The 24,516-nt window shown below is 47.9% G+C and carries 22 protein-coding genes and 1 other annotated feature; of the genes, 4 read left to right on the top strand and 18 right to left on the bottom strand.

Translation table 11 applies throughout. From position 1 onward, the window contains the following. Positions 1–42: 42 nt before the first annotated feature. The 3 genes from aspS to LCM00_RS05680 all read right to left on the bottom strand — a co-directional run bounded on the left by aspS (position 43) and on the right by LCM00_RS05680 (position 3,723). Positions 43–1,818: an aspartate--tRNA ligase gene (gene aspS / locus LCM00_RS05690; protein WP_224898780.1), complete on the bottom strand. Its 1,776-nt coding sequence runs from the start codon at positions 1,816–1,818 to the stop codon at positions 43–45. Between the two features lie 3 nt (positions 1,819–1,821). Continuing rightward, positions 1,822–3,096 carry a histidine--tRNA ligase gene (gene hisS / locus LCM00_RS05685; protein ID WP_224898776.1) on the bottom strand — a complete coding sequence of 425 codons (1,275 nt, stop codon included), beginning with the start codon at positions 3,094–3,096 and terminating at the stop codon, positions 1,822–1,824. Positions 3,097–3,196: 100 nt separating this feature from the next. Further along, positions 3,197–3,436, bottom strand: a binding site (T-box leader). Between the two features lie 110 nt (positions 3,437–3,546). Continuing rightward, a complete protein-coding gene (locus LCM00_RS05680; protein ID WP_165352527.1) occupies positions 3,547–3,723 on the bottom strand; it encodes a hypothetical protein in 177 nt (58 codons plus the stop codon). Positions 3,724–3,928: 205 nt separating this feature from the next. Here LCM00_RS05680 and LCM00_RS05675 point away from each other — a divergent pair, with 205 nt between their 5' ends. Further along, positions 3,929–5,668: an SH3 domain-containing protein gene (locus LCM00_RS05675; protein ID WP_224898773.1), complete on the top strand. Its 1,740-nt coding sequence runs from the start codon at positions 3,929–3,931 to the stop codon at positions 5,666–5,668. A gap of 69 nt (positions 5,669–5,737) precedes the next feature. On the opposite strand, the gene dtd is transcribed toward LCM00_RS05675, so the two are convergent. The 8 genes from dtd to LCM00_RS05635 form a co-directional block, all read right to left on the bottom strand. Then, positions 5,738–6,178 (bottom strand): D-aminoacyl-tRNA deacylase, encoded by a 441-nt coding sequence (gene dtd, locus LCM00_RS05670; protein WP_224898769.1) that lies wholly within the window; start codon positions 6,176–6,178, stop codon positions 5,738–5,740. Positions 6,179–6,190: 12 nt separating this feature from the next. Further along, positions 6,191–8,386 carry a RelA/SpoT family protein gene (locus tag LCM00_RS05665; protein WP_224898766.1) on the bottom strand — a complete coding sequence of 732 codons (2,196 nt, stop codon included), beginning with the start codon at positions 8,384–8,386 and terminating at the stop codon, positions 6,191–6,193. A gap of 424 nt (positions 8,387–8,810) precedes the next feature. After that, positions 8,811–9,323, bottom strand: coding sequence for an adenine phosphoribosyltransferase (locus tag LCM00_RS05660; RefSeq protein WP_148973679.1), 513 nt, complete (start codon positions 9,321–9,323; stop codon positions 8,811–8,813). Further along, entirely contained in the window at positions 9,314–11,680 is a 2,367-nt protein-coding gene (gene recJ, locus LCM00_RS05655; RefSeq protein WP_224898763.1) for a single-stranded-DNA-specific exonuclease RecJ, read from the bottom strand. Before recJ ends, LCM00_RS05660 begins: the two co-directional genes overlap by 10 nt. A 109-nt stretch (positions 11,681–11,789) precedes the next feature. After that, the gene (locus tag LCM00_RS05650; RefSeq protein ID WP_224898760.1) at positions 11,790–12,110 is read right to left on the bottom strand and encodes a LapA family protein; all 321 of its coding nucleotides are present in this window, start codon (positions 12,108–12,110) and stop codon (positions 11,790–11,792) included. Between the two features lie 18 nt (positions 12,111–12,128). After that, entirely contained in the window at positions 12,129–12,989 is an 861-nt protein-coding gene (locus LCM00_RS05645) for a cation diffusion facilitator family transporter (protein ID WP_224899328.1), read from the bottom strand. A 169-nt stretch (positions 12,990–13,158) separates the two neighbouring features. After that, the gene (gene secDF, locus LCM00_RS05640; protein WP_224898757.1) at positions 13,159–15,420 is read right to left on the bottom strand and encodes a protein translocase subunit SecDF; all 2,262 of its coding nucleotides are present in this window, start codon (positions 15,418–15,420) and stop codon (positions 13,159–13,161) included. 262 nt (positions 15,421–15,682) lie between these two features. After that, positions 15,683–15,976 (bottom strand): post-transcriptional regulator, encoded by a 294-nt coding sequence (locus LCM00_RS05635; protein WP_224898754.1) that lies wholly within the window; start codon positions 15,974–15,976, stop codon positions 15,683–15,685. Positions 15,977–16,104: 128 nt separating this feature from the next. Here LCM00_RS05635 and spoVB point away from each other — a divergent pair, with 128 nt between their 5' ends. Further along, positions 16,105–17,667 (top strand): stage V sporulation protein B, encoded by a 1,563-nt coding sequence (gene spoVB, locus LCM00_RS05630; RefSeq protein WP_224898751.1) that lies wholly within the window; start codon positions 16,105–16,107, stop codon positions 17,665–17,667. Positions 17,668–17,710: 43 nt separating this feature from the next. Here the strand turns inward: spoVB and LCM00_RS05625 are convergent, their stop codons facing one another. Next, positions 17,711–18,358: a DUF421 domain-containing protein gene (locus tag LCM00_RS05625; protein ID WP_224898748.1), complete on the bottom strand. Its 648-nt coding sequence runs from the start codon at positions 18,356–18,358 to the stop codon at positions 17,711–17,713. A gap of 213 nt (positions 18,359–18,571) precedes the next feature. Between LCM00_RS05625 and LCM00_RS05620 the strand changes: the two genes are divergently transcribed. Then, the gene (locus LCM00_RS05620; protein ID WP_224898745.1) at positions 18,572–18,961 is read left to right on the top strand and encodes a TIGR04086 family membrane protein; all 390 of its coding nucleotides are present in this window, start codon (positions 18,572–18,574) and stop codon (positions 18,959–18,961) included. Between the two features lie 76 nt (positions 18,962–19,037). Here LCM00_RS05620 and yajC read toward each other — a convergent pair whose 3' ends face one another. Genes yajC through ruvA form a run of 5 tightly spaced genes read right to left on the bottom strand, consistent with a single transcriptional unit; the run spans position 19,038 to position 23,262 of the window. Next, a complete protein-coding gene (gene yajC / locus LCM00_RS05615; protein ID WP_022544225.1) occupies positions 19,038–19,322 on the bottom strand; it encodes a preprotein translocase subunit YajC in 285 nt (94 codons plus the stop codon). 25 nt (positions 19,323–19,347) lie between these two features. Continuing rightward, a complete protein-coding gene (gene tgt / locus LCM00_RS05610) occupies positions 19,348–20,487 on the bottom strand; it encodes a tRNA guanosine(34) transglycosylase Tgt (RefSeq protein WP_224898742.1) in 1,140 nt (379 codons plus the stop codon). A 27-nt stretch (positions 20,488–20,514) separates the two neighbouring features. Beyond that, on the bottom strand, positions 20,515–21,543 hold the full coding sequence (queA, locus tag LCM00_RS05605) for a tRNA preQ1(34) S-adenosylmethionine ribosyltransferase-isomerase QueA (RefSeq protein ID WP_224898739.1): 1,029 nt from the start codon (positions 21,541–21,543) through the stop codon (positions 20,515–20,517). 54 nt (positions 21,544–21,597) lie between these two features. Beyond that, positions 21,598–22,599, bottom strand: coding sequence for a Holliday junction branch migration DNA helicase RuvB (gene ruvB / locus LCM00_RS05600; RefSeq protein WP_224898736.1), 1,002 nt, complete (start codon positions 22,597–22,599; stop codon positions 21,598–21,600). A gap of 51 nt (positions 22,600–22,650) precedes the next feature. Next, positions 22,651–23,262, bottom strand: a complete 612-nt coding sequence (gene ruvA / locus LCM00_RS05595; protein ID WP_224898733.1) for a Holliday junction branch migration protein RuvA — start codon at positions 23,260–23,262, stop codon at positions 22,651–22,653. Between the two features lie 132 nt (positions 23,263–23,394). On the opposite strand from ruvA, the gene LCM00_RS05590 reads away from it, so the two are divergent. Beyond that, complete coding sequence (locus tag LCM00_RS05590) at positions 23,395–23,913, top strand: YgdI/YgdR family lipoprotein (protein ID WP_224898731.1); 519 nt, start codon at positions 23,395–23,397, stop codon at positions 23,911–23,913. Positions 23,914–23,965: 52 nt separating this feature from the next. Here the strand turns inward: LCM00_RS05590 and LCM00_RS05585 are convergent, their stop codons facing one another. Continuing rightward, positions 23,966–24,490, bottom strand: coding sequence for an intercompartmental signaling factor BofC (locus LCM00_RS05585; RefSeq protein WP_224898729.1), 525 nt, complete (start codon positions 24,488–24,490; stop codon positions 23,966–23,968). Positions 24,491–24,516: the final 26 nt, after the last annotated feature.

Below are 24,516 nucleotides of genomic sequence, written 5' to 3'. Positions count from 1 at the left end.
TCATATCCCGCCTCCCAGTATCAAGGGATAAGGAATAGGTAATTACTCACTTTTTTTCAGCTTAAGCTGCAGATGAAGATCGTTCAGCTGGGCCTCGCTTACTTCGCCAGGCGCATTGGTCAGGAGACAGCTTGCACTTGCCGTTTTCGGGAAAGCAATCGTATCCCTTAGGTTCGAGCTTCCGGCAAGCAGCATCACAAGGCGGTCGAGGCCAAGCGCGATGCCGCCGTGCGGAGGGGTGCCATATTCAAACGCTTCGAGCAGGAATCCGAATTGCTCCCTTGCCTCCTCCTTGCTGAATCCAAGGACAGAGAACATTTTTTCCTGGATCGCGCGTTCAAAGATACGCAATGAGCCTCCGCCGAGCTCATATCCATTCAGCACAAGGTCATAAGCCTGGGCCTTTACCTTCGAAGGATCTGTATCAAGGTATTCCAGATCTTCGCGGTTTGGCATTGTAAATGGATGGTGGGCAGCATAATAGCGGCCTTCTTCTTCGTCAAATTCAAGCAGCGGCCATTCTGTCACCCACAGGAAGTTAAAGAGGGTCTGATCAATTAGTCCAAGCTCTTTGCCAAGCTTCAGGCGCAGGGCTCCAAGGGCGTCAGCGACGACGCTTTTCTTATCGGCCACAAACAGGAGCAGATCTCCTGTCTCGACTCCCAGCAGTTCCTTAATAGCTGCCTGCTCTTCTTCTGCAACAAATTTCGCGATAGGACCCTTAAGGCCTTCTTCTTCTGCTTTCAGCCAAGCCAGACCCTTAGCACCGTATCTTGAAGCAAATTCGGTCAGCGCATCGATGTCCTTGCGGCTGTATTTGGAGGCAGCGTTTTTCACATTGATCGCTTTGACTTCCCCGCCGGAAGAAATCGCGCCTGCAAATACTTTGAAGCCTGAATTGCTTAGTGTTTCAGAGAGGTTGACAAGCTCCATAGCAAAACGGGTGTCCGGCTTGTCAGAGCCATAGCGGTCCATCGCTTCCTGGTAGGTCATGCGCTGGATCGGCAGTGTAATATCAATGCCCTTTACCTCTTTCATGACCTTCGTCATCATCTGCTCTGTCATGGAAATAATGTCTTCCTGGCTCATGAAGCTTGTTTCAATATCGATCTGCGTGAATTCCGGCTGGCGGTCTGCACGAAGATCCTCATCCCGGAAGCAGCGGGCAATCTGATAATATCTTTCGATTCCGCCGACCATCAAAAGCTGCTTAAAGATTTGGGGTGACTGCGGCAAAGCATAAAACTCGCCTGGATGGACCCTGCTTGGAACAAGATAATCGCGGGCGCCTTCAGGTGTGCTCTTCGTCAGGATAGGCGTTTCAATATCAAGGAAGCCTTCACTGTCCAGGTAATCGCGTATTGCCTTTGTCACCTGGTGGCGCATCTTGAAGGTCTCGAACATGACCGGGCGCCTGAAATCTAGATAGCGGTATTTCAATCGCACATCTTCTGAGACATCTGTCTGGTCAGCGATCACGAACGGAGGTGTCTTCGCTTCATTGATGATTGTTACTGCTTCTGCACTGACTTCAATTTTACCGGTGGGCAGGTTTTCGTTAATTGTGCCAGGTTCCCTGGCGACAACCTTTCCTTCCACACTCAGTACATATTCATTCCTGATTTTTTCAGCTGAAGCGAGAGCCTCAGGTGAAGTTTCGGGATTGAACACGACCTGGACCAGCCCTGTGCGGTCTCTTAAATCAATGAAAATCAATCCGCCCAGATCACGTCGCTTCTGAACCCAGCCTTTAAGTGTAACCTTTTCACCAATGCTTTTTTCTGTTACTTCTCCACAGAAATATGTTCTCCCAAACATACATTAACCCCCTATAAGCTCTTTTAATTGGTCTATGAATGAATCCAGGCTGACTTCGGTCTGATCACCGGTTTCCATGGACTTTACATTAATCTTGCCTGCTTTCAATTCATCTTCCCCAAGGACAGCTACATATTTTGCGTTCATGCGGTCAGCTGCCTTGAATTGTGTTTTGATCTTTCTGTCCAGATAATCCCTTTCTGCGGAAAAACCGGCCATGCGCAGCTTATGCAGGAGGCCGACAGAATGATCCTTCGCCTCTTCCCCAAGCGCCACGAGATAGCAGTCGATTCCTTCATCAACGGGAAGCTTGATATCTTCTGCCTCCAGAGCTGACAGAAAGCGCTCAATGCTGAATGCAAAGCCGATGCCTGGCGCTTCCGGGCCGCCGATTTCCTCAGTCAGGCCGTTATAGCGCCCTCCGCCGCAAAGAGTCGTTATTGCCCCGAAACCTTCAGCATCACTCATGATTTCAAAGGCAGTGTGATTATAATAATCCAGGCCGCGCACGAGGTTGGGATCGACCGTAAAGTCGATGGACACATCCGTCAGGTACTGCTGCACTTTATTAAAATAATTCCTTGAATCTTCATTAAGATAATCCAGAATGGAAGGGGCTGTCTGCATCAATTCATGCTCCCTGTCCTTTTTGCAGTCCAGGATCCTCATCGGATTTTTTTCCAGCCTGTTTTGGCAGTCTGAACAGAATTCCCCGATCCTTGGCTTGAAATGGGCAATCAGCGCCTCGCGGTGGCTGTTCCGGCTTTCTTTATCGCCAAGGCTGTTGATGACCAGTTTTAGCTTCTTCAGTCCCAGTTCTTTGTAGATGCTCATAGCCAGGGCAATTACTTCTGCATCAATGGCAGGATCCGAGCTCCCAAGCGCCTCGACCCCGAATTGGACAAATTGTCTGAAGCGGCCTGCCTGAGGGCGTTCATAACGGAACATTGGGCCTGTATAATAAAGCTTTACAGGCTGATTGGCATAGCCATGCATTTTATTTTCTACGAATGACCGTACAGTTGGTGCAGTGCCTTCAGGCCTCAGTGTCAGGCTGCGCCCGCCCCGGTCCTCGAAGGTATACATTTCTTTTTGCACGATGTCCGTTGTATCTCCGACCCCTCTCAGGAAGAGCTCGGTATGCTCGAATATCGGCGTCCGGATTTCCTGGTACTGAAACCTGCTGCACAGCTCCCTCGCTTTCTCTTCAACATACTGCCATTTTTCCGATTCTCCAGGAAGGATATCCTGCGTCCCCCTCGGTATATTCATTGCCATATCCTGTTTCCTCCTAGCATTCCTATGTATACTAACAGGGCACACCGGGGACATGCGGCGCTTTCTAAATGCAAAAAACTCCCGTCCCTTGTATTCCCATACAAGGGACGGGAGTTAGATCCCGTGGTGCCACCCTAATTGAAGGCATAACCATCATGCACTTCCACTTTTACAGTTAACGCCTGTCAACGTTCAGCCCCTACTAAAGCGATCTGCTATTTCAGGGAGAATCCTACGGAGTGTTCATTCATTAAGCTGCCATGCAGAAATGCTTTCAGCCCAGGGCATTTCCTCTCTTTTCACACATTTCTCAACTACTGTTCTCCATCATCAGTGTTCAATATGAATAGTGATTTTATTTATCTAATCATAAAGACCATTTCAGCCATTGTCAAGGGGTAAAAGAGCCTTTCCGAAAAGGGTCTTTCTCCCGGAGCCGATGCACCTGCTCTAGGAACGCTCAAGCTTCCTCTTCAGCTTCCTGACATCCCCTATGCTGAGGCCGAATTCCGAAGCAAGTTCGTACATGCCGGAACCCTGCTCCTTCTGGATGAAATCGTGGAAGTCCACCCCAAACAGCTGATTACCGTTTTCATGGGCATGCATGCCCTTTTCTCCAAATCTCATCAAACCACCCTACCCGAAAAGTTTTTTATTCTTTAAGTATGTCTTGAAAGCCCCGGGAACATTCCCTTACCAGCTAATAAATTTACCTTTTCAGCTAATGGCTAAAATTGGACTGCAAAATTCCGATATTAACAGCAGGGGTTTTATGTTCTAAAATAGAACTTATATTTATGCACTCCAAGATTTCGCAAAAGGAGGGGACTTTTTGTTAAAAAGCAGCAAAATACTACTGTTTCTATGCTTCATCCTTTTAGCAGGAGGAGTATGGAGGCCATCAGAAAGCACTGCCTCAACCGGCGGAACAGCACTGATTGCAGACAGCGGAGTGAATATCCGCAGCGGCCCGGGGCTCAGCTACCCGATTGTCAAAAAGGCCGCCAAAGGGGACCGGTATCCGATCCTGAAAGAAAGCGGGGACTGGCTGCAGCTCAGCCTTTCCGGGGGATCCAAAGGATGGGTTGCAGGCTGGCTGGCAGTGAAGGAAGCTGGCAAGAAAGACGCTGCCACCGTATCTTCCGGCGGGACAGTCACAGCCGATGGATTGCGGGTCAGGTCAAATCCCGGAACAGATGCCTCGGTCATAGCTGTCCTGAATAAAGGACAAAAGGTAGGCATTGTTGAAAAAGAGGGGAATTGGGTCAGGATCACCGGCTCATTCGGAAATGGCTGGGTTTCCGCAGATTTTATCACGGAGGGAAGCAGCAAAGCCGATGCGGCTGCCGAAGGAACGGTCACAGGTGATTCGGTAAACGTCAGGAGTGCTCCCGGAACACAGGGTACGGTCCTGGGGAAGCTTCAAAGCGGTGATAGAGTCAGCATGGTATCCAATAACGGGAGCTGGACAGAAATTATCTTCCGCGGCAGTCACGCATGGGTGAGCAGCGAGTTCATTTCTTCTTCCAAAAGCTTAAGCCCGAAGCCAAGTGCCGGCAGCAGCGCGAAACCTTCAGGAGGATTGACCGGAACGGTTACCGCCCAGACTCTGAACCTCAGAGATTCAAGTTCCTTGAATGGGAAAGTTCTCGGATCGGTTTCAAAAGGCGAAACATATTCAATTATTGAAGAAAAGAACAATTGGGCAAAGATTGAGTACAAGCCCGGTTCTTATGGCTGGATAGCAGCGTGGTATCTCGATAAGTCCGAGATTTCCTCAGCAAACGGCAGCAAACCGGCAAAAGGCAGCACCATCACCATACTACATAACGGAACGAATATCAGGAAAGACGCCAGAACTGGAAGCTCTGTGCTCCAATTGGCAAACGCAGGAGAATCCTTCGAGGTGCTCGGCCGTGAGAATGACTGGTACAAAATCAGCCTGGATGGGAAGACAGGCTATGTAGCCGGATGGATCGTTTCCTTGAGCGGCAGTTCGCCCCAAATTGAAAAGCCGGGGGCAGAGCTTCACCTGCAGGGGAAAACCATCGTCCTTGATCCAGGACACGGCGGCCGCGACAATGGCACAACCGGAGCGCGGGGAACCCAGGAAAAAACTGTCACCATCAAAACAGCCCAGCTTCTGTACAGCAAGCTGAAGGCAGCGGGCGCCAATGTAATTTTAACAAGATCCACTGACACTTATATTCCGCTCAGCTCAAGGGTCGGCTCGGCATCATACAATAATGCCGATGCTTTCATCAGCCTGCATTATGACAGCATTAATGATAAAAGTGTCCGCGGAATGACTGTTTACTATTACCACGGTTTCCAAAAGGCCCTTGCCGAGAGCGTCCACAGCTCCCTGGCCGCCCAGACTAAGCTGAAGGACCGGGGTGTGCGGACGGGCGATTATTTTGTCATCAGAGAAAATAATAAAAATGCCATTTTGCTTGAATTAGGCTATCTCAGCAACCCGGCAGAAGAAATGCTCGTTACCTCACCTCAATATCAGGAGGCAGCCGCAGCCGGCATTTATCAGGGACTGGCCAGGCATTTCAAAAGATATTAGCGCAACAAGAGACCCTTCAATTTGAAGGGTCTCTCTATTTCCCGAAAAAAAAACAGCCCTCTCAGACTGTCATTTGCTATCTATTATCAGTGTGACCGGGCCATCATTCACTAGGCTGACGTCCATCATGCTGCCAAACTGCCCTGTTTCTGTTTTGATGCCCTTTTCCCTGAGAAGCCCATTGAACGCCTCATAGATTTGAAGGGCATGGTCAGGCCTGGCTGCTTCCATGAAGTTAGGCCTTCTCCCTTTACGGCAGTCGCCGTATAGAGTGAACTGGGACACAGAAAGGATTTCTCCCCCCACATCCAGCAAAGATTGGTTCATCTTGCCTTCTTCATCTTCAAATACGCGGAGATTGGCAATTTTATCAGCCAGATATTCAGCATCTTTCACCCCATCCTCATGGGTGACGCCCACAAGCAAAACAAATCCGCGGGAAATGCTGCCTACAGTCTTTTCTTCTACAGTCACACTCGCTTCTTTGCTTCGCTGAACAACTACTCGCATTTCGTATTCCCCTTAGTTCATGATACGTCTGACAGAATAGATATCAGGAATCTGCTTGATGCGGTCCACAACCTTCTGCAGATGGCTTACATTTGTAATGCTGATCGACATATTAATAGTAGCCATTTTATTGCGGTCCGATTTGCCTGACACTGCAGATATATTTGTTTTTGTTTCGTTGACGGCCTGCAGCACTTCGTTCAGAAGGCCGCGGCGGTCATAGCCGTTAATTTCAATTTCAACGTTATATTCTTTTTTATCATTAAGGCCTGTTTCCCATTCAACAGGGATGAGCCTTGCTTTAGCATCGGCAGTATCAATATTGGTACAGTCTGAACGATGGACAGATACTCCTCTGCCTTTAGTGATGAAGCCGACAATTTCATCTCCCGGCACAGGATTGCAGCAGCGGGAAAGACGGATCAAAAGATTATCGATCCCTGAAACCCTTACACCTGATTCCCGTTTCTTGACGGACGGGAAGGATTTCAATTCTGAAACGGCATTGGAAATATCGTTTACCTGCTCCATATTGCGCTTTTTCCGCCACTTTTCGGTCAGCCGGTTTGCAACCTGCAGAGCCGTGACGCCATTATAGCCGACAGCGGCATACATATCCTCTTCACTGGCAAAATTGAATTTTTCAGCCACTCTCCGGACATTCTCGGCAGTCAGGATTTCTTTGATGTCAAAATCCATATTGCGGATTTCTTTTTCAACCATCTCTTTGCCTTTTTCAAAGTTTTCGTCCTTCTGCTGCTTTTTGAAAAATTGGCGGATTTTATTTTTCGCCTGGGTCGTCTGGGCAAGCTTCAGCCAATCCTTGCTCGGCCCATAGGAATGCTTGGACGTGAGAATCTCAAGAATATCGCCGGTCTTCAATTTATAATCCAGAGTGACCATTTTCCCGTTAACCTTTGCACCGATTGTTTTATTGCCGATCTCTGAGTGAATCCGATAGGCAAAATCAATCGGGACAGACCCTGATGGCAGCTCGATGACGTCTCCCTTTGGTGTGAATACAAACACCATATCAGAGAAAAGGTCAATTTTCAGCGATTCCATGAATTCTTCTGCATTCACGGCATCATCCTGAAACTCGAGGATTTCCCTGAACCATGTCAGCTTTTCTTCAAAAGAAGAGCCTTCATTGACAGTTTTGCCTTCTTTATATGCCCAATGGGCTGCAATCCCGAACTCTGCGATCTGATGCATTTCAGTTGTGCGGATCTGCACCTCAAGCGGGTCGCCCTTTGGACCGATGACCGTTGTATGCAGAGACTGGTACATATTCGCCTTCGGCATGGCGATATAATCCTTGAACCGCCCAGGCATAGGCTTCCAGCATGTATGGATGATGCCCAGCACAGCATAGCAGTCTTTGATGCTATTGACGACAATGCGGACGGCAAGCAGATCATAGATTTCATTGAACTGCTTATTCTGAAGCGCCATTTTCCTGTAGATGCTGTATATATGCTTCGGCCGTCCGGAAAGATCGGCTCTGATGGACACTTCATCCATCTTGCCTTTCATTTCGCCGATGACATCCTCCAGATAGAGCTCGCGCTCGGCACGCTTTTTCTTCATCAAGTTGACAATCCGGTAATACTGCTGCGGATTGAGATAGCGGAGCGCCGTATCCTCCAGCTCCCACTTGATTTTCGAAATACCGAGGCGGTGGGCGAGCGGGGCAAAGATTTCGAGCGTCTCATTCGATATCCGGCGCTGCTTTTCAGCAGGAAGGTGCTTCAGCGTCCTCATATTGTGGAGCCTGTCAGCAAGCTTGATCAGGATGACACGAATATCCTGGGCCATGGCGACAAACATTTTCCGATGATTCTCGGCCTGCTGCTCTTCCTGTGATTTGTACTTGATTTTCCCCAGTTTTGTCACGCCATCGACTAGCATCGCAACTTCCGGATTAAAGGCTTCTGAAATATCAGCCAATGTGACTTCCGTATCTTCTACAACATCATGAAGAAAACCGGCAGCAACTGTCGACGGATCCATTTCAAGATCGGCCAGGATCCCTGCCACCTGTATTGGATGGATGATGTATGGCTCCCCGGATTTCCTATATTGTTCACGATGGGCATGTTTCGCAAATTCATAGGCCTTCCGTACGACTCCGGCATGCTCCTCATTTAAATATTCTTTTGTCCTCTCGATGACTTGATCGGCGGTCAAAACCTGGTCGTTCGCCATAGAATCACCTTTATCTATATAAAGTTTAATGAGAATCCAAGCTTCCCCGGATTCTCCCTAAAATCTCCGTTTACAACCATTCAATTAATGATAGAACAGAAAAAAGAATGATTGTTACTATTATCGAAAAAAAAACCGTGGATGTAAAGGGATTGGAAGTTATTTTTATATGGAATTGAAGATTTTTGTCGAAAAAGCTCTTTTTTTGCCGGATTCTTCTCTTTTTTTGTCTTGGCTTTGTTAAACATTGCTGTTGATTTTGGGCTCATTCGTGTGAAACAGAGTTTCACACGAATGAGCCCAAAACCAACAAGGTACACTAACACAGCCTTTTTGTAAAATGAACTTTGCGGAAAAGGAAAAGCGGCGCACTATGTTGATAGTGCCCCGCTTCTGTTTAAACAATTTTTTCAAAGGCTGCGCCTCAGTAGTTCATTAATGTAAGGATATCATATCCGTCAAGCTTGCTCCGGCCGTCAAGGTAGGTTAATTCGATCAGGAAAGCAATCCCGGCGACAACGCCTCCAAGCTCTTCGACAAGCTTGATTGTTGCGTCAATAGTGCCTCCCGTTGCCAGCAGGTCATCTGTGATCAGGACGCGCTGTCCTGGTTTGATGGCATCTTTATGGATTGTCAGTACATCTTTTCCATATTCCAGGCCATAATTGACTTTAACCGTCTCGCGCGGAAGCTTCCCTTCTTTTCTGACAGGTGCAAAGCCTACGCCTAGTGAATACGCAACAGGGCAGCCGATGATAAAGCCGCGTGCTTCCGGCCCGACTACAAGGTCAATTTGCTTTTCTTTCGCATATTCAACGATCTGGTCAGTCGCATATCTATAAGCATCGCCATTATCCATAAGCGTTGTGATATCTTTGAATCTAATCCCGGGCTTCGGCCAGTCTTCCACTATTGTTATATATTGTTTCAAATCCATTCTTCCATTGCCTCCTCAGTATGAACCGCCCCTTGAAGTACTGTATCGAACCAGTTTTTCAGCTCCTGGTATGAAGAATACAGCAAATCGTTTTCAAGGGTGTATTGTGCATGCTTCCTTTGATATGTCGGGGATTCTGTCAGGTCCCGCTTGTTTGCCTCTTTATTAAGGGCCAAGAACCCATTTTCCATTTTAGCAAAGTCCAGCTCAAAAAACACCTTTGACATAAAATCAATCGTTTCCCTGCTCCAGCCTTTATGCTTGGCCAGCTGGTCCCCGAATTTTCTTATGTCGAATTGGCCTCTTTTGGCCAGGAATGAGTAAAACCATTTAAAATGGTCCCTGTTTGGGATCGTGCTGAAATACTCGCTTTCTTCCTTATAGAAGTGAGCATAGATCCTGGCAGGGGCTTTGCCCTGAAGCAGCTTTTCCAGCAGCTGTTTCGAAGGAGGCAGATCTACAAGGACTATATACTCTTCTTCAATAGCCAGAGCTTCCGCTTCCGTTTCGGAGCTGATGAAAAAAGTTGAGTCTTCAGGCAATGAAGAAATCTTTCCCCGGCTTTGGCCGTCAAAGCAGATCCACTTCGTCCGGCTTTCAGGAAGGAGTTCCCTCAGCTGTTCAAATCTCTTGATCCCTCTCAGGTCAAAAAGCTGCCATTCGCTGACAGATAAATCGTGCAGGAAAATCTGCGGTTTTCTTATATTATTCCATTCATTTATAGATAATTCACCGATTACAGATATCCGGGAGTCTGCCGAGATATGATGGAACATCTCTCCAAGGCCGAAGCCAATCCCATCCAAAGAGGATGAACCTTCGCCGAATGTCATTTTTAGATGATTCTGGCCGGAGCCGATCTTTTTCATGCTGGCGATCGGAGCATCTTTGATCAGGACGCGCGGTTTAGGATTGTCCATTCCAAAAGGAGATAGGAGCTGCATTTGTTCAATTGCCGGCAGGCTGACATCCTCAAGGCTTACCTCGGCATCAAGGCTTGCGACCGGTATGAAATCCTCTTCGCTTAGCTGCTCTTTCGCAAGGCTGTTCAAACGGTCCCTCAGCTCTCCGACATCATCAAGCCCAAGCGTCATCCCCGCAGCCATCGGATGGCCCCCAAAATGGGGCAGGATGTCCCTGCAGGCTGACAGATTTTTATACAAATCAAACCCCGCTATGCTTCTGGCAGACCCTTTTGCCGTACCCTTTTCCTTATCAAAGCTTAGGACGATGGCCGGCCTGTAGAATTTATCGACAAGCCTTGACGCTACAATGCCGATTACCCCGGCATTCCAGCCTTCCTTCCCGATAACGAGGACAGCATTTTCCCCAGCCGGGTATTTTTCCTCTACTTCTTTGATTGCCTCTTCGGCAATCTGGCTGACAATTGACTGCCTCTCTTTGTTCATGCTGTCAATTTCTTCAGCAATCATAGCGGCTTCTTCCCGGTCTTCTGTCAGCAGCAGCTGAACGGCCGGATCTGCGCTGTCCAGCCTGCCGGCCGCATTCAGCCTTGGAGCCAGCATGAATCCGATCGTTTCCTCATCCACTGCAGCCTGCTCCACATTGGCCAGCTTGAACAGCGAGAGGAGTCCTGCCCTTTTAGTCACCTTCAGCTTCTTGATCCCTCTCTGGACAAGGAGCCTGTTCTCTCCTTTTAAAGATACCAGGTCGGCCACGGTCCCTATGGCGGCAATTTCCAGAAGCTCCTCGGGAAGATTTCCCAAAAGGGCGTGAGCTACCTTAAAGGCCACGCCCACTCCGGCAAGCTCACGGAAAGGATAAAGGCTTCCCTCAAGCTTTGGATGGATGATAGCCAGGGCCTCCGGGAGAACCGGACCGGGTTCATGGTGGTCCGTAATGATCAGGTCCATGCCCAGCTCTTTGGCAATGGACGCCTCGTGGACTGCTGATATGCCGGTATCCACTGTAATAAGCAGCTTGATGCCCATTTCAGCTGCATGCCTGAATGCACCTTCATTCGGGCCGTATCCCTCCGTAAACCGGTTAGGTATGTAGAAATCTACATTCGCACCAAGGCTGCGGAGCGTTATCATCATAACAGAGGTGCTTGTGACACCGTCTGCATCATAATCCCCATATATTAAAATCGGTTCATTTTCGTTTATCGCTTTATTAATTCGTGAGACTGCGGCATCCATCCCGGCCAGGAGGAATGGATCGTGGAACTCCCCATTCTTTCCATACAGGAAACTCTGTGCCGATTCAGGAGTATCGAGCCCCCGATTCACTAATAATGATGCCACAATTGGACTGATTTTCAATTCGCTGATCAGTGTGTCAGCTTTATCCTTATCCGATTGACGAACAATCCATCTTGTTTTTGACTTTAACATACGTTCACCCCTCAGCTTTTCTATTATACAAGAGGAGGTACCGGGATTCAATGAATTCCTGGGGTGTACAATCGGCAGAAAATAAAGGAAGCAGCAAGGCTGCTTCCTTCTAATGAATATCCCTTTTTAAATAATCTTCGTCACTGTCTGCTGCAACTTCGGTGCTTTCCTTATCAGTGCCAGCTTTTAGAGCGGCGTTCTCTTTCTCAAGGGATCTGACCTTCCGCTGAAGGGCAAATACCCTTAATACACCGACGAGCCCGACGATAAGGCCGCCCATGAGCACTGAACCAAGGATGACCAGTATAAGCGGCCATTCACTTTCTCCAAAAACATAGTTGACTGTAACAGGATCCACATTAATAACAGCAAATACCGCGACAATAAGTGCAAATAGAATCCCGAATATCAAGGCCCATTGAACTTTCACTCCACATCTCTCCCATCTTTAATCTGGATTGCCGGGATTGTAAGGGTTGATATGCACAAAGACATTATGCACATTTTTCTCCTGCATCAGCTTCTCTTTTACTACCTTTCCTACCCGGTGCCCCTCCTCTACTGTCATATGGGGGTCGACTGCAATCTTCAAGTCTATGATGACATAATGGCCATGCTCCCTTGCATGAAGCTGATTGATCTCTTTCACTGCCGGAACAGACAGAACTGCTTTGCGCAGCCCTTCCGTGTCCTCATCATGAAGCACATGGTCCAAAGTATTGTGAATCGATTCTTTTCCGAGTGACCATGCCATTTTTATGACAAGCAGCGAGACCAGCAGCCCTGCAACAGGATCTCCGTATTCCAGCCATCCGATCCCGGCTTTCCCCCCGATGACAGCTGCCCCGATCCCCGCCAGGGCGGCAATGGAGGAATAAACATCAGAACGATGTTCATATGCATTGATGATTAAGGCATCGCTATTAAGCTTTTTTCCCAATTTATACTTATAACGAAACATTGCCTCTTTCACAACAATGGAAATAAGAACAGCGGCAATAGCAATAGCCTTGGGCGGCTCGATTGGATGGAAGAAAGCCTCAAAGGAAGATTTGCCGATTTCAAACCCCACAAGCATCAGCAGGACGGCAACAATGATGGCTGCAATCGATTCAGCCTTTCCATGTCCATAAGGATGGTCTTCATCAGGCGGCTGCTTGGCAGCCCTTAGCCCAATATAAACGGCAAATGACCCCGCAATGTCTGAAGCAGAGTGGACCGCATCCGCGATGAGTGCACGGCTGTTGGCATAAACTCCTACTGCATACTTAAGAATTGCCAGCACAATATTTCCTACAATCCCGATCATGGCCGCAAATTCTGCCTGTTTAAAACGATCTTTGTTAGTATCCAAATCTCAACTTCCTTCCCCGCAGTTTAATACTTATAGTGTATCCGAAATTCGCCAATCAAAAAGCACTTAGGGGTTAAAACAGAAAAAACACAGGAAAGGTTTTCCTGTGTTTTTCTTCAGCAGATCAGACCTGCGGCTCGTCTGATGCTTTGTGTTTTACTTTTTCTGTTTTGATGACGCCTTTTTTCTTCAGCTCTTTATTTTTCCATACCAGCCACAGCTGGGACGCAATGAAGAGCGAGGAATAGGTTCCGGCTACAAGGCCGACAAGCAATGCGAATGAGAAGCTGCGGATCGATTCGCTGCCGAAGATCAGCAGGCCGATAACGGCGATGACCACCGTTATTACAGTGCTGACAGAACGTCCGAGCGTCTGCCTCAAGCTCTTGTTGACAACCTCCGCAATATCATCGAAGGTTTTGAGCCTTTTCTTTTTGTGCATATTTTCCCTGATCCGGTCAAACGTAACGATCGTATCATTGATCGAATAACCGACAATTGTGAGTACCGCTGCAATGAAGGTGATATCCACCTCAAAGCGGATGATGCTGAACAGGGCGATGATGAAGAATGCATCATGCAGGAGGGCAATGACGGCTGCAAGCGCCATGTAAATTTCAAATCGGATCGTCACATAAATGATGATGCCGACAGCGGCAATCAGCAGCGCTTTGAAAGCATTCTTCGCCAGCTCTTTTCCGACTGTAGGAGATACTGTGCTGACATTAGGCTCTCCGCCGTATACATCTGTAAAATGGGATTTCAGCTCAGCGATCTTATCTTTGCCAAGGGGATCTTTGAAACGGGCTACCCCAATCTCTCCATCGTCTCCTGAAATAATGACATCATCGGTTTTAAGATCGACTTTGCTGAGCTCATCCTGAATTTCACTTTTTGTCAAAGTCTGTTCGGCCTGGATCTCAACCCTTGTACCCGCTACGAAATCAATGCCGAGATTCAGCTTAAAAACAGATAGGGCAATGATGCCGGCAACAGCCATTGCAATCGAGAAGATGAAAAACTTCTTGCGGTGACCAACAAAGTCAAACCGGTCATATTTTGTAGGCAGGTCAAGCGTATCATAGTTTTCAGCAATATCTTTGATTTCGCTTTTCTTGACCCCAAACCAGGCCGGCTTTTTCGTGAAAATCCTGCTGTTCACCCATAATCCAAGCAGCAAACGTGACCCGTAGACAGCCGTAATGAAGCTTGCCAGGATGCTGAGGATAAGCATTGTGGCAAACCCTTTGACTGAGCTTGTCCCGTACAGGAACAGAACGATTGCCGCAAGGATGGTAGTGATGTTGGCATCAAGGATTGTAGACAATGAATTTTTATTTCCTGCCTGGAAGGCCGACTTGATTGACTTTCCGACCTTCAGCTCTTCCTTGATCCTCTCATAGGTAATAATGTTGGCATCGACTGCCATGCCGACCCCGAGGATCAATGCGGCAATACCCGGGAGTGTCAATACACCATTCATCCAGTCGAAGACAAGCAGTACCAGATAGATGTAAATAGACAATGTTATGGTTGCAATAAAACCCGGGAATCGGTAAAACACAATCATGAACAGGAAGATGACCAAAATGCCGATTATACCGCCTGTAATGGTCTTCTGCATGGCATCTTCACCGAACTTGGCACCGACACTCGTGGAATATTCCTCCGTCAGCTCAACTGGAAGCGCGCCCGCCTTCAGCAGGGAAGAGAGTGTTTTTGCTTCTTCAAGGGAAAAATTACCGACGATTGAAACTGTATCCTGGTTGAATACCTGGCTGACCTGAGGTGCAGAAAGGTATTTTGGATCTTCTTTCTGTGATTCTTCTTTGAAAGAATCGCCTTCTTCATAGTCGAGCCAGATGACCAGCAGGTTATTTGGCGCTCCCATGTTTACAATTTCCTGTGTGACTTCCTTGAACTTCTCGGCACTCTTCAGCGTCAAGGAAACGCTTGGCTTGCCGTTTTCATCGAAAGTCTGTTTTGCTCCGCCTTCTACAAGGTCAGACCCATTCATCATTTCACGGTCATTGACATCTCTGAAGGAAAGGTTGGCTTCAGTGGAAAGCAATTCACGGGCTTTATTCTGATCATCGACACCTGCCAGCTGGACCCGGATACGATTATCGCCCTCGATTTGGATGCTTGGCTCACTGACGCCAAGGACGTTGATACGTCTGTCCAGCGCTTCTGCGGTGCTGTTTAGCACTTCTTTCGTCGCTTTCTTCCCATCCTTGGTCTTTACATCATAAAGTACCTCGAAACCGCCCTGAAGATCCAGGCCGAGCTTGATATTATTCAGTATGTTTTTCGTTGTGCCTCCCATCAGACTGCCGATCAGAATGACAATCAGGAAGAAGGCAACAATCCTGCTGCGCTTTACCATTGTGCTGTTATATCCCCCTTAAACTCCGGCCCCTGCAGGAATGCCCTCGTACAGAGCCTGCTGCAGCGCCGGGTGCTGCTTGCAATCTTTAAGCCTGCTCCGCTTTCTTGCGGGCAGTTTTTTTCTATAATTAGACCGGAAAAACCAACATATCCATTATGAAATAGAATGGAATGGCTGTCAATTTGTCCCTTCATAATAAAATGGCTATTAATAAAAAAAAAGAATTGTATATACAGTAACCGCTGCTTACAGCATATCCCTATTCAAGCAGCTTCCTTCTGTCTTCTTCGCTCAATTCACCAAGGCCTTTTCCTTTAAATGCCTCGACGGTTGCATAGCTGAAATAATCAGCAGCTTTGACTTCCAGGATGCCGCTCACTATTTCGAATAGTCTGGCATCTTCGTGCGATTTCCGCCATTTTTTTTCAGTCAGATACCTCCAAAGCTCTTCTTCCGCAACATCTCCATAATTCAGGAGCCGGAATTCCTCCAGCTTGCTTTGCAGTGCAGGCTGCACCTGCCGGCGAAACTTATCATATACATGGCCTTTCATCACTAAGGCTCCTCCCCCGCTGTTCTATAGAAATAGAAAAATCAAGATAACTTGTCATGCTTTGTCCTAATCGCGGCATATAGTTAATTGTATATGATTATACCTATTTTGAGAAGGCAGGGAACAGGATGTCTAAGTTTTTAAAAGGAACGATTATTTTACTGGCTGCCGGCCTGGTGACAAGGGTTCTCGGGTTCATAAACCGTATTGTGATTGCCCGCTTCATCGGCGAAGAGGGTGTAGGCTTATATATGATGGCATTTCCCACTCTGATCCTTGTCATTACAATTACACAGCTTGGCCTGCCCGTTGCCATCTCCAAAAATGTAGCGGAGGCAGAAGCCAGGGGCGATACGGCAAAGATCAAAAAGATTCTGGCTGTATCTCTTGCTGTGACCATTTCTCTTTCTGCCATTTTCACGCCGGCCTTGTTTCTGCTCGCCCCCATATTGTCTGAAACTCTTTTCACTGATCCAAGGACACATTTGCCGCTGCTTGCGATTGCCCCCATTGTGCCGATTGTAGCTGTTTCATCAGTCATAAGGGGATATTTCCAGGGAAGGCAGCAGATGAAGCCCGCAGCATATTCACAGGTACTTGAGCAGATTGTGCGGATCGGGCTCATCGCCTTGCTGACGAAGGCTTTCCTGCCGTATGGGATCGAGTATGCCGCCGCAGCTGCAATGTTTGCTTCTGTGATCGGGGAACTGGTTTCACTGGTTTATCTTGTGGCAGCCTTTAAACTGAAGAAAAGGTTCAGGCTTAGAAAAAATTTCTTCGGCTATGTCCAGTCCGGGAAAAGCACTTTCAGCGATTTAATGAAGATTGCACTGCCGACAACCGGCAGCAGGATGATCGGATCGATTGCCTGGTTTTTCGAGCCTATCGTTGTCTCGCACAGCCTTGCCCTGGCTGGGGTGGCTGCGATCGCAGCCACAAAGCAATACGGGGCCCTGACAGGCTTTGCCATGCCTCTGCTGCTGCTGCCGTCTTTTGTCACCCACTCCCTTTCCACCTCGCTGGTGCCGGCAATCAGCGAGGCCAACTCAAGAAAGGATATGAAGCTGATTGAACACAGGCTCCAGCAGGCGCTCCGATTCTCTTTTATTACAGGGGGGATGGCAGTCGTTCTTCTCTATGTCCTCGCCAGCCCTTTGATGGAGGTTATGTATGGAAGTTCGAGCGGAGACCAGTTCATTAAGCTGATGGCTCCTTTCTTTCTGTTTTACTACTACCAGGGGCCGCTTCAAGCCACCTTGCAGGCACTCAACCTTGCGAGGGCCGCGATGATCAACAGCCTGATCGGATCAATTGTAAAAATTGCAGTCATTTTTATCCTTGCCAGCCAGCCTGCATTCGGCATCAATGGGGTGGCTCTCGGCATCCTGGTCGGATTTGTTCTTGTTACACTGCTTCATTTTGCAACCGTGCTGAAAACAATATCATTCACTTTTTATATTATGGATTATGTTAAAACCTTTGTTGTCATGGGACTGGCCGGCTGGGGGGGCCATGTCTCATTCAGCCTGATGCCTGAGGGGATGCTTCTGGCTTTTAAGGTTTTGATATCTGCGATGATCATGGGAACGCTGTATCTGATTTTCCTGCTCCTCTTCAGGCTGATTACAAAAGAAGATGTACTTCGGATCCCGGTGATCGGCCCGCCTCTTTCAAAGTTTGCCTTCAAATGATGAAAAATAAAAATGGCGTCCTGAACGCCATTTTTTTGTCCATCTATTTTTCATCGATGGGATCAATATAAAGATTTCCATTGGAATAGCTGCAAAAGGAAATCTGCCTGATCTCATCATAGCCTTTTTTCTTCAGCTGCTCTGTCAGCCACTGGCGCGATTTATGGAGCGACGCGAGATTTGCTTCCTGTAAGTTTCCGTCTATGATAAGAGGATGATCAATGTCGCTGCCTTTCCTATTATCTTTTTCGAACACAGACAGCTTGCCTGAAGGCTCCAGGATTGCAAATTCGACGTCCGCGATATTTTTGATATCTTTATCCCTCAGCTGAGTGAGGAGATCATCGAAATTATAGCGCTGCTTCCTCATCGTATTTTCATCGATTTTCCCCTGATTGATGATAATGGAAGGCTTTCCGTCCACAATGTCCCTGAATTTTTTGCTTTTGAGAGAAAGGATGGCCAGAACGATTTGTATAACCATCAGAAGCATCATAGGAAGTATATTTTTCACCAGGCTGCTGTCAGGATTTTCAATCGCAACCACTGCCATTTCGGCAATCATGATATATACCACTAAATCCAGCACGCTCAGTTCGCCAATTTCCCTTTTGCCCATGAGCCGAAAAATCAGGAGGATGACCCCATACAATAAAAGTGTCCTCGCAATGATTATTAAATATTCTGCCAAAACTGCCTCCTCCTCTTCATTACATTCCAACATTAGTATGCTTCACGTCCAGGACTGTCATTAAGAAAGCTTTTTCCATATGGCTCAGATGCTTAACACACTCTTCCATCCAGGAGGAAAAAGCCAGCCCTCATGCTCAAAATTTAATTCTAAAAGGATGCTGCTGCGAATATGCTTGTACTAGGATTTATCGTTTGAAGGGAGAGGAAATGAATGGAAGAATCCAAACATATGGGGAGTGCGGTGCTATACGGGATAGGGAGCATCTTTATCATTGCGATTGCCAGCAGCCTGGTGTTCTCGCTGCTCTTGAAATTCACTTCAATGGACGAGTCATCCATAAAGCTTCCCGCAGAAATCCTGGCTTTTATTTCACTGTTTGCCGGCGGCTTTATTTCCGGGGGAAAAGGAAAGCAGAAAGGATGGCTGCTCGGGGGACTGACTGGCGCCATCTATACACTGATCATTTTCCTGTTCCAATATCTCGGGCATGACAGCCTGTTTTCCGCTGAACAGACGATTTATCATACCTGTTTCCTGCTGGTCTGTATGATGGGCGGGATCCTGGGGGTTAACATGTCATCAAAATCAAGGGCAGCATAAAAGCCCAAACCGAAACGCTATAGTTGACAAAGGCAATAAAAAAAGAAGCAGCACAATGTGCCTGCTTCTTTTTTTATTATGATTTCGCCAATGTTGTTTCGGCTGCTGCCCGTACTTCCCTGATCGCTGCACGATCATATGTAAGTCTGCTGCCGTCACCGCATTTGATGACGATCTTATCTTCATCGATGGCATCGACAATGCCATGGAGGCCGCCAATCGTTACAATCTTATCTCCCTTTTTCAAATCCGACTGCATCTGCTGCACAGATTTCTGGCGCTTTTGCTGCGGACGGATAAGCAGGAAATAAAATAAGATGAACATCAGTAATAATGGTCCTAATGTACCTAAAATATCCATTCCTTTTTTTCACCCCTTTCATGTATCAGAAATTTTTCGCATCCGGTTTATTGAAACCGTAACGTTCGAAAAATTCTTCTCTAAAATCACCCAGGCGATCTTCGCGGATTGCTTGTCTAACCTGTTCCATTAAGTTTACCAGAAAATAAAGGTTATGGTAAGTTGTAAGTCGTATGCCGAATGTTTCGTCAGATTTAATCAGGTGGCGGATATAGGCCCTGCTGTAATTACGGCAAGTATAGCAGTCGCAATTTTCATCAATCGGGCCAAAATCGCGGGCAAATTTGGCATTTTTAACGACAAGGCGCCCATTGCTGGTCATCAGTGTCCCGTTGCGGGCAATCCGCGTCGGAAGGACGCAGTCGAACATGTCGATGCCCCTGATGCTGCCATCAATCAAAGAATCCGGAGATCCGACCCCCATCAGATAACGCGGCTTATCCGCAGGAAGAAGCGGCGTCGTAAACTCCAGCGCCCTGTTCATAACGTCCTTTGGCTCGCCGACAGAGAGGCCGCCGACTGCGTAGCCCGGGAAGTCAAGCGATACAAGGTCACGTGCGCTCTGCTTCCTCAATTCTTCGTATTCTCCTCCCTGGACGATCCCAAAGAGACCCTGGTCATTCGGGCGTTCATGGGCATTCAGGCAGCGCTCTGCCCAGCGTGATGTCCGCTCAACTGATTTCTTCATATACTCGTATGTAGCCGGATAAGGAGGGCATTCATCAAAAGCCATCATGATGTCAGAGCCGAGTGCGTTCTGGATTTCCATCGCTTTTTCCGGTGAAAGGAACAGTTTGTCTCCATTCAGGTGGTTCCGGAAGTGGACTCCTTCTTCTTCAATCTTTCTGAATTGGCTGAGGCTGAATACCTGGAAGCCCCCGCTGTCTGTCAGGATGCTGCCATCCCAATTCATAAATTTATGGAGGCCGCCTGCTTCCTTGATGATATCGTGCCCCGGGCGAAGCCAAAGGTGATAGGTATTGCTGAGGATGATCCCGGCACCCATGCCTGCGACTTCTTCCGGCGACATTGTCTTAACTGTGGCCAGTGTTCCTACTGGCATAAAGACAGGCGTTTCAAATGATCCGTGCGGGGTGTGCACCCGGCCCAGCCGCGCACCTGTCTGTTTGCATGTTTTTATCAATTCATACCGTATTGCTGTCAAGTTATTCGTTCTCCTTCCGTTTCCATGCTAGATGATCAGCATGGCGTCTCCAAAGCTGAAAAAGCGGTAGCGCTCCTTCACAGCTTCATTATAGGCGTTCAGCACATTTTCCCGGCCTGCCAGTGCACTGATCAGCATGATCAGCGTCGACTTGGGCAGATGGAAATTGGTGACCATCCCGTCAATCGCCTTGAACTCATAGCCTGGGTAGATGAAAATGCTCGTCCATCCGCTTCCAGGCTCGAACCTGCCTTCATTGGCGTCTGCGATTGTTTCAAGTGTACGTGTTGAGGTGGTGCCGACAGTGATGATCCTGCCTCCGTTTTCCCTGACCTCATTCAACAGCCTTGCGGTTCCTTCAGTGACCTGATAGTACTCGGCATGCATACTATGCTCCTGAATATCCTCGACACTGACTGGCCTGAAGGTCCCAAGCCCTACATGCAGGGTAATAAAGGCGATATGCACACCTTTTTCCCTGATTTCATCCAGCAGTTCTTCGGTAAAATGAAGCCCGGCGGTCGGTGCGGCAGCTGATCCCCTTTCTTTTGCGTACACAGTCTGATACCGTTCGCGGTCATCTAACTGCTCTTTGATATAAGGCGGAAGGGGCATCTCTCCAAGCTGTTCCAGCACTTCATAAAAAATGCCTTCATAATCGAATTTCAGCAGTCTTCCCCCCTGCTCTTCCGTACCAGTGCAGACTGCTGACAGAAGGCCGTCCCCGAACTCGATCCTAGTTCCTTCCTTTACCCTTTTTGCCGGTTTAATGAGCGTTTCCCACACATCGCCTTCCTGCTGTTTCAGCAGCAGGACTTCAATTTTCGCGCCGGTTCCTTCCTTGGCGCCAAACAGCCTTGCAGGCAGCACTCTCGTATCATTGAGCACAAGGCAGTCACCCGGATTCAAATATTCGGGCAGATTTTTAAATGTTTCATGCTGCAGTGCTCCGTTTTCCTTGTTGAGCACCATCAGCCGGCTGCTCGTTCTATCTTCTAAAGGAGTCTGGGCAATCAGCTCCTCAGGCAAATGAAAATCAAACATTTCTACTTTCATGGTGTTTCACCCTATCTGTTTTTTTAACTCAATTTTATTTTACCAGTAACAGCTTCAAGCCTCTGGCAGCTCAAGGTTAAGGTGATGGTAGACAAGATGCGTCACTATCCTCCCCCTTGGGGTCCTTTGCAAAAAGCCGATCTGAAGCAGGTACGGTTCATATACATCTTCAATTGTATGGGACTCTTCCCCGATTGTAGCGGCTATCGTCTCAAGCCCGACAGGTCCGCCGCGGAATTTCTCTATGATTCCTCTTAATAATTTATGGTCAATATGATCAAGGCCTAAACGGTCGACCTGCAAAAGCTCGAGAGAATCATGGGCAAGAACTGCATCAATGCTGCCGTCTCCCTTTACCTGGGCAAAGTCCCTCACCCGCCTCAGAAGGCGGTTGGCGATCCGCGGCGTCCCCCGGGATCTCCTGGCAATTTCAGAAGCCGCCAGATCGTCTATGCCCGTTTCAAGCACATCGGCCGTCCTTGACACAATATTTTTGAGCTGACCCTCATTATAATACTCAAGGCGGCAGAGGACACCAAATCTGTCTCTGAGCGGCGCTGAAACTGAACCCGCCCTTGTCGTTGCCCCCACCAGAGTGAATGGGGGGAGGTCGAGCCTCACAGACCGCGCACTCGGACCTTTGCCGATGACGATATCAAGGCAGAAATCCTCCATCGCCGGGTAGAGCACCTCTTCTATCGAACGCGGCAGCCGGTGGATTTCATCGATGAAAAGAACATCGCCCGGCTCCAGCGCAGTCAGTATGGCGGCAAGATCCCCAGGCCTTTCAATGGCAGGGCCGGCGGTTGTCCTGAGATTGACCCCCATCTCATTGGCTATGATTGCGGCCAGCGTCGTTTTTCCGAGCCCCGGGGGGCCGTAAAGCAGGACATGATCCAAAGTCTCTCCGCGGATCCGCGCAGCCTGGATGAAGACCTCCAGGTTTTCCTTCACTTTATCCTGCCCGATATATTGCCTCAGCGTCTGCGGCCTCAGGCTCTGTTCAAAGGAGACATCCTGAAGGTCCGCTTCACCGGAAATGATCCGATCTTCCATAAGCTGTATTCACCCCTTGGCTGCCGAGCACTGCAAAAGAAGAACTCCGTCCTACTTAAGCAGCAGCTGCAAGCCTTTTTTAATATATTCATCTGTTGTAAGCTTCTCTTTTTCCAATGCCGGTTTGATGCGCTTGACCTCTTTTTCGGAATAGCCAAGCGCCCTGAGTGCCAGGATGGCTTCCTCAAGAAGAGCTGCGCTTCCTGTGGCAGCAGGCTTGGCCGCATCAGGATTGAACAGATTGGGAAAGAAGTCAGGAATGGCATCCTGCAGCTTGCCTTTCAGATCAAGGATCATCTGGCGCGCTGTTTTTTTGCCAACGCCCGGGAATTTGACCAGAAACGCTTCATCTTCATCCTCAATCGCCTGGACGACCTGAGCCGGCTCTCCGGAAGCAAGAATTGCAAGGGCTCCTTTTGGCCCGATGCCGGAAACGTTCAGAAGCTTTGTAAACAGCATTTTCTCCTCGCGGGAATGGAAGCCGTATAGGGCGAAAATATCTTCCCTTACATAATGATAGGTGAAAATCCGGATTTCCCCTCCCTGCTTATTTGAGTAGCTGAACGGGTTTGGTGTGGCAATTTGATAGCCTATCCCATTATTTTCAATCACTATGTACTCAGGGCCGATAAATTCGACCGTGCCTTTTATATATTCAAACAAATGTCTCGCTCCCCAAATTTTCTGTACCTCATTCTATCATACTACAAAGATTTGCCGAAGAAAAAAGTTGCAATTTTCAGCGTTATTTCTATATAATGGGAGAGGTTTAAAAAATGACTGGGGGTCAGTGAATTGAAGAAACTATTATCTCTTTTAGCAATTTTCACACTATTATTTGCCGTTGCAGGCTGCTCTTCAAATGAAGATGAGGGCAAAGAGGAAAAAGCTGCTGAAGAAAAGACAGCTGAACTGAATGAGGCTGCTAAATCAAAAATCTATAATAGCGTCCGCATTGCAGAACTGAAGGTAAACGAGGTATTCAACAAAGAAACAGCTGCTGATGAAGAAACGATCGTCATCAACTCAAGCTTTGCTGATGAAAGCTCTGCATCCGCATTCCTTTCAAAATACTACAGCGAGGATCTGGCAAAAGAAATGTATGCACACTATGCTACAGACCAGAAATCTGAAGATGGCAAGATGATTGTCAATACTGAGCCGTTCTTCAATCCTTCATTCCTTGATACAACACAGGAAGACGTCAAGATTGAAGGCGATGCAGACAAAGCCACTGTGACAACTGCTGAAAATGCAGTGTATACAGTGGAAATGAAAGACAAAAATTATATAGTAACAGGCTATGAAAAGTAATAAAGCCGGCCCTGGCCAATTGGACCAGGGCTTATTTTATACTCTGCTTATGCTACTGGCCGCTTCCGCTTATTGAATAGGACTGAAAAGCCTCCAGGACCTCAGCATATCTGTTCTTCGTCATGATTGGGATGCCCTTTTCAAGCTGTTCCCTTTTCTTGCTTTCAAGCTTCCTTATATCAATCTGAAAAAAAGACTGGATAATGCGGCTTTTGTCCGGCCTGCCGTTATAGATGGTCAAGATGCCTTCATCCGTCAATCCAAAATACCCGTTCGATTTTAATAAAGGTGAAATGTCGTCCACCTGCTGCCGGAAAACCATTTGGCCCTCATCCATTTCGACCAGCTGCCACTCGTCATACTTGGACCAGAAATCCTCCAGGGACCAGACGGTTTCCTGAATTTCCTCTTCGCTCATTTCCCCGTCGAGATACACTCTCTCCAGTATGACTGAAAGCTCGAGCGGGCCGCTTTCAGATGCCTGCACCGGGATTCCTGTTTCTGTACCTGCAATTACTGCAAACCATACAGCTATCAGGAGAAATGAGGCAAGCAGCCGGATTGGATTGGTTCTCATAACAGATCACCCCTGGTTTGGATTCC

This window comes from Bacillus infantis, from assembly GCF_020171945.1.
Classification (GTDB): Bacteria; Bacillota; Bacilli; order Bacillales; family Cytobacillaceae; genus Bacillus_AB; species Bacillus_AB infantis_A.
The sequence above is the reverse complement of the archived record's forward strand: the minus strand, read 5'-3'. Positions and strand labels throughout refer to the sequence as shown.